This is a genomic window from Phaeobacter sp. JH20_34 (genome assembly GCF_048056095.1).
GTDB lineage: Bacteria > Pseudomonadota > Alphaproteobacteria > Rhodobacterales > Rhodobacteraceae > Phaeobacter > Phaeobacter bryozoorum.
Window position 1 is genome coordinate 1 of sequence record NZ_JAYMWT010000018.1, and the last position, 5954, is coordinate 5954.

2 tRNA genes and 3 rRNA genes are annotated in these 5954 nt (G+C 53.1%); all 5 read left to right on the forward strand.

Going from position 1 to position 5954, the window contains the following annotated elements:
• The first annotated feature begins 518 nt into the window (after nt 1-518).
• The 5 genes from VWZ81_RS13155 (at nt 519) to rrf (ending at nt 5873) form a co-directional block, all read left to right on the forward strand.
• Nucleotides 519-1982: ribosomal RNA gene (locus VWZ81_RS13155) — 16S ribosomal RNA — on the forward strand.
• Between the two features lie 193 nt (nt 1983-2175).
• Nucleotides 2176-2251 (forward strand) — tRNA-Ala (locus VWZ81_RS13160).
• A gap of 25 nt (nt 2252-2276) precedes the next feature.
• Nucleotides 2277-2353, forward strand: a tRNA-Ile gene (locus VWZ81_RS13165).
• 420 nt (nt 2354-2773) lie between these two features.
• A 23S ribosomal RNA gene (locus VWZ81_RS13170) occupies nt 2774-5647 on the forward strand.
• 111 nt (nt 5648-5758) lie between these two features.
• A 5S ribosomal RNA gene (rrf, locus tag VWZ81_RS13175) occupies nt 5759-5873 on the forward strand.
• Together the 16S, 23S and 5S rRNA genes with 2 tRNA genes alongside form the textbook arrangement of a ribosomal RNA operon.
• Nucleotides 5874-5954: the final 81 nt, after the last annotated feature.

The following is a 5954-nucleotide window of genomic DNA, read 5'->3' on the forward strand; positions in this document are numbered from 1 at the left end:
CTTAGAACCCCCTTCACCGGCGGCGCTGAGGCGCTACTGAGACACACCGGACGGGACGGCGGCGACGCTGGATTGGACGGGAAACGCGGCGGAGAGACGCTGGGACGGGCCGGAGAGACGGTTGGACGCATCGGAAAGACGGTGGCATTTATGAGGGTTTGATCGGCGGGCGCGTCAGGAATTTGGCGCATCTGTTGGTTATTGTCTCTGGATGTATGCTCTTTGACATTGATGATATCTGAAGAGATATGTGGGCGGTTTGGTTCATTCGATGGATCAACGTCTGTATATCAACGCTAGTAGGGCTTTTGTCCGATGATCTAGTGTCAGCTTCACTGTCTTGTTCGGCTTCGGTTTCTTTTGAAACCAAGCACAACAGACAGAGAAACATGATTGCAATTCCGGGTTCCTAGCCGGGTCTGGATCACGCCTAATCGCGCTCAAGTGGCCGAATAGGCGGTAGTGCAATCAAGATGTGCAGAGGTTCGAACGTCAAGGATAAGCATGTAAGTGCTTTTCAACTTGAGAGTTTGATCCTGGCTCAGAACGAACGCTGGCGGCAGGCCTAACACATGCAAGTCGAGCGCGCCCTTCGGGGTGAGCGGCGGACGGGTTAGTAACGCGTGGGAACGTGCCCTTCTCTAAGGAATAGCCACTGGAAACGGTGAGTAATACCTTATACGCCCTTCGGGGGAAAGATTTATCGGAGAAGGATCGGCCCGCGTTAGATTAGATAGTTGGTGGGGTAACGGCCTACCAAGTCTACGATCTATAGCTGGTTTTAGAGGATGATCAGCAACACTGGGACTGAGACACGGCCCAGACTCCTACGGGAGGCAGCAGTGGGGAATCTTGGACAATGGGCGCAAGCCTGATCCAGCCATGCCGCGTGAGTGATGAAGGCCTTAGGGTCGTAAAGCTCTTTCGCCAGAGATGATAATGACAGTATCTGGTAAAGAAACCCCGGCTAACTCCGTGCCAGCAGCCGCGGTAATACGGAGGGGGTTAGCGTTGTTCGGAATTACTGGGCGTAAAGCGCACGTAGGCGGATCAGAAAGTTGGGGGTGAAATCCCAGGGCTCAACCCTGGAACTGCCTCCAAAACTCCTGGTCTTGAGTTCGAGAGAGGTGAGTGGAATTCCGAGTGTAGAGGTGAAATTCGTAGATATTCGGAGGAACACCAGTGGCGAAGGCGGCTCACTGGCTCGATACTGACGCTGAGGTGCGAAAGTGTGGGGAGCAAACAGGATTAGATACCCTGGTAGTCCACACCGTAAACGATGAATGCCAGTCGTCAGCAAGCATGCTTGTTGGTGACACACCTAACGGATTAAGCATTCCGCCTGGGGAGTACGGTCGCAAGATTAAAACTCAAAGGAATTGACGGGGGCCCGCACAAGCGGTGGAGCATGTGGTTTAATTCGAAGCAACGCGCAGAACCTTACCAACCCTTGACATCCTCGGACCGCCAGAGAGATCTGGTTTCCACTTCGGTGGCCGAGTGACAGGTGCTGCATGGCTGTCGTCAGCTCGTGTCGTGAGATGTTCGGTTAAGTCCGGCAACGAGCGCAACCCACATCCTTAGTTGCCAGCAGTTCGGCTGGGCACTCTAGGGAAACTGCCCGTGATAAGCGGGAGGAAGGTGTGGATGACGTCAAGTCCTCATGGCCCTTACGGGTTGGGCTACACACGTGCTACAATGGCAGTGACAATGGGTTAATCCCAAAAAACTGTCTCAGTTCGGATTGGGGTCTGCAACTCGACCCCATGAAGTCGGAATCGCTAGTAATCGCGTAACAGCATGACGCGGTGAATACGTTCCCGGGCCTTGTACACACCGCCCGTCACACCATGGGAGTTGGGTTTACCCGAAGGCCGTGCGCCAACCAGCAATGGGGGCAGCGGACCACGGTGAGCTCAGCGACTGGGGTGAAGTCGTAACAAGGTAGCCGTAGGGGAACCTGCGGCTGGATCACCTCCTTTCTAAGGATGTATCTAGCTAGATCAGAGCTTGCTCTGTCTCGTGATACACTTAGCATAAGATCAGTAATCAAAACTGATCACATCGTTTAGGTCCTCAAGTAGCGCTCCGCGCGGTAGGACACTAAACAGGACCAGGCCGTCCTCATATCTCTTCAGAACTGTCATGATCTTGCCTTGGGGCGAGATCTAGCAAGGGGCCTTAGCTCAGCTGGGAGAGCGCCTGATTTGCATTCAGGAGGTCAGGAGTTCGATCCTCCTAGGCTCCACCACTCATGCGAACGGCCCACATAGAATGGGTCGGTAGCTCAGGTGGTTAGAGCGCACGCCTGATAAGCGTGAGGTCGGAGGTTCAAGTCCTCCTCGACCCACCATTCTGCAAGAGACGATTTGATCATCAAGCACTTGCTTTGAGTGTTTGATCGTCCAATCGGACCGGATCGATGTTCCTTCGGGAAGGTTGATCACATTGACATCGTTTAGAGAGATACAATCAACAACACTGTTGGTCACCCGCGTGAGGGATCGACCTCAGTTTGGTGCTGACGGCCACTTATGTGGTCTGATGCGAGCCTTTGCATCCGCCCTTTTCCTCGGGCGCGCGAGGGTCTGCCGGATTGAAACCACAGTGTTGTCCAAGTCAAGTACACTAACCCGGTTCATATTCCGCAAGGTTTATGAACCAATGTTCACTTCTATGAAGTGAGCGGGAAAGTATGCTTTTGGTTCAGAATAAGGCCACAGTTTCTTACCAGCTTCTGTGGCGTGACAGTTCACTGTCTTTTTCTGGACCAGATCAAGCGCGAGAAGGGCGTTTGGTGGATGCCTTGGCAGTAAGAGGCGATGAAGGACGTGATACTCTGCGATAAGTCATGGGGAGCTGAGAATAGGCTTTGATCCATGAATTTCCGAATGGGGGAACCCACCTGACAGTTTGTTATTGTGACCCTGCAGTCTGCTATGAGAGGCCTGTCCTCAAGTAGCAAAGCGGTAGGACATCAATAATGAGCTTAATCAGGTACTTAAGACCTGAATACATAGGGTTTTAAGAGCAAACCCGGGGAACTGAAACATCTAAGTACCCGGAGGAAAGGACATCAATATGATACTCCCCTAGTAGCGGCGAGCGAACGGGGACCAGCCGAGCCTTGAGTGTGAATAGAATGTGTTGGGAAGCACAGCCATAGTGGGTGATAGCCCCGTATATGAAGCATGATAGGACGTATTAAGTAGGGCGGGACACGTGAAATCCTGTCTGAAGATCGGAGGACCACCTTCGAAGGCTAAGTACTCCTTACTGACCGATAGCGAACCAGTACCGTGAGGGAAAGGTGAAAAGCACCCCGACGAGGGGAGTGAAACAGTACCTGAAACCGAACGCCTACAATCAGTTGGAGGCCCCTTGAGGGCTGACAGCGTACCTTTTGTATAATGGGTCATCGACTTGGTCTCACGAGCAAGCTTAAGCCGTTAGGTGTAGGCGCAGCGAAAGCGAGTCTTAATAGGGCGCATGAGTTCGTGGGATCAGACCCGAAACCGAGTGATCTAGGCATGGCCAGGTTGAAGGTGCAGTAACATGCACTGGAGGACCGAACCCACATCCGTTGAAAAGGATCGGGATGAGCTGTGCCTAGGGGTGAAAGGCCAATCAAACTCGGAGATAGCTGGTTCTCTGCGAAATCTATTTAGGTAGAGCGTCATCCGAATACCCCGGGGGGTAGAGCACTGGATGGGTAATGGGGCCCCACAGGCTTACTGATCCTAACCAAACTCCGAATACCCGGGAGTACTAGATGGCAGACACACTGCGGATGCTAACGTCCGTAGTGGAGAGGGAAACAACCCTGACCTACAGCTAAGGCCCCTAATTCATGGCTAAGTGGGAAAGCAGGTGGGATGTCCAAAACAACCAGGAGGTTGGCTTAGAAGCAGCCATCCTTTAAAGATAGCGTAACAGCTCACTGGTCTAATTAAGACGTCCTGCGGCGAAGATGTAACGGGGCTCAAGCCATGAGCCGAAGCTTAGGATGCACATAGTGCATGGTAGCAGAGCGTAGTGTGACATAGTTCCATGCGTCTTTAACCTTCCTCTGGAAGGTGTTGGACGCACGGAGCTTTCGATGAAGCGGGCGCGTGAGCGATCCCGTGGAGAGATCACTAGCGAGAATGATGACATGAGTAGCGACAAAGAGTGTGAGAGACACTCTCGCCGAAAGTCCAAGGGTTCCTGCTTAAAGCTAATCTGAGCAGGGTAAGCCGGCCCCTAAGGCGAGGCCGAAAGGCGTAGCCGATGGGAACTAGGTTAATATTCCTAGGCCAGGAGGATGTGACGGATTGTGAAGGTAGTTCATCCTTATCGGATTGAATGGGCTGCTGATCAGTCCCTGGAAATAGCCCTCCATGAGACCGTACCCTAAACCGACACAGGTGGACTGGTAGAGAATACCAAGGCGCTTGAGAGAACGATGTTGAAGGAACTCGGCAAAATACCTCCGTAAGTTCGCGAGAAGGAGGCCCGGTTCCAAGGCAACTTGGAGCTGGGGGCACAAACCAGGGGGTGGCGACTGTTTATTAAAAACACAGGGCTCTGCGAAGTCGCAAGACGACGTATAGGGTCTGACGCCTGCCCGGTGCCTGAAGGTTAAAAGGAGGGGTGAGAGCTCCGAATTGAAGCCCAGGTAAACGGCGGCCGTAACTATAACGGTCCTAAGGTAGCGAAATTCCTTGTCGGGTAAGTTCCGACCTGCACGAATGGCGTAACGACTTCCCCGCTGTCTCCAACATCGACTCAGCGAAATTGAATTGCCTGTCAAGATGCAGGCTTCCCGCGGTTAGACGGAAAGACCCCGTGCACCTTTACTACAGCTTCGCACTGGTATCAGGATTGTGATGTGCAGGATAGGTGGTAGGCATCGAAACCGGAACGCTAGTTCCGGTGGAGCCTCCCTTGAGATACCACCCTTCGCACTCTTGATATCTAACCGCGGTCCGTTATCCGGATCCGGGACCCTGCGTGGCGGGTAGTTTGACTGGGGCGGTCGCCTCCTAAAGCGTAACGGAGGCGCGCGAAGGTTGGCTCAGAGCGGTCGGAAATCGCTCGTTGAGTGCAATGGCAGAAGCCAGCCTGACTGCGAGACTGACAAGTCGAGCAGAGACGAAAGTCGGCCATAGTGATCCGGTGGTCCCAAGTGGGAGGGCCATCGCTCAACGGATAAAAGGTACGCCGGGGATAACAGGCTGATACTGCCCAAGAGTCCATATCGACGGCAGTGTTTGGCACCTCGATGTCGGCTCATCTCATCCTGGGGCTGGAGCAGGTCCCAAGGGTACGGCTGTTCGCCGTTTAAAGAGGTACGTGAGCTGGGTTTAGAACGTCGTGAGACAGTTCGGTCCCTATCTGCCGTGGGTGTAGGATACTTGAGAGGAGTTGCCCCTAGTACGAGAGGACCGGGGTGAACGATCCACTGGTGGACCTGTTGTTGCGCCAGCAGCAGTGCAGGGTAGCTATGATCGGACAGGATAACCGCTGAAGGCATCTAAGCGGGAAGCCCCCCTCAAAACAAGGTATCCCTGAGGGCCGAGGTAGACCACCTCGTCAATAGGCCGGAGATGTAAGTGCAGCAATGCATTCAGTTGACCGGTACTAATCGCCCGATAGGCTTGATCTGTTCCAGTAACAGGCAGTGACACAATGAACCAAAAGCAAAACAAACTTGGACTTCATCGCGATTGTATCTCGACGATCTCTCACAAAGATCGTCAATATGGATTTTCCTCGGTTTGGTGGTCATAGCGCAAGTGAAACACCCGGTCCCATCCCGAACCCGGAAGTTAAGCACTGTTGCGCCGATGGTACTGCGTCTTAAGGCGTGGGAGAGTAGGTCACCGCCAAACCTAGTAAAATCCATAAACTCTAAACGATAACAATAAAAAATACCTTCAGATATACCCCTCTGAAGGGATAAATGCTCAATC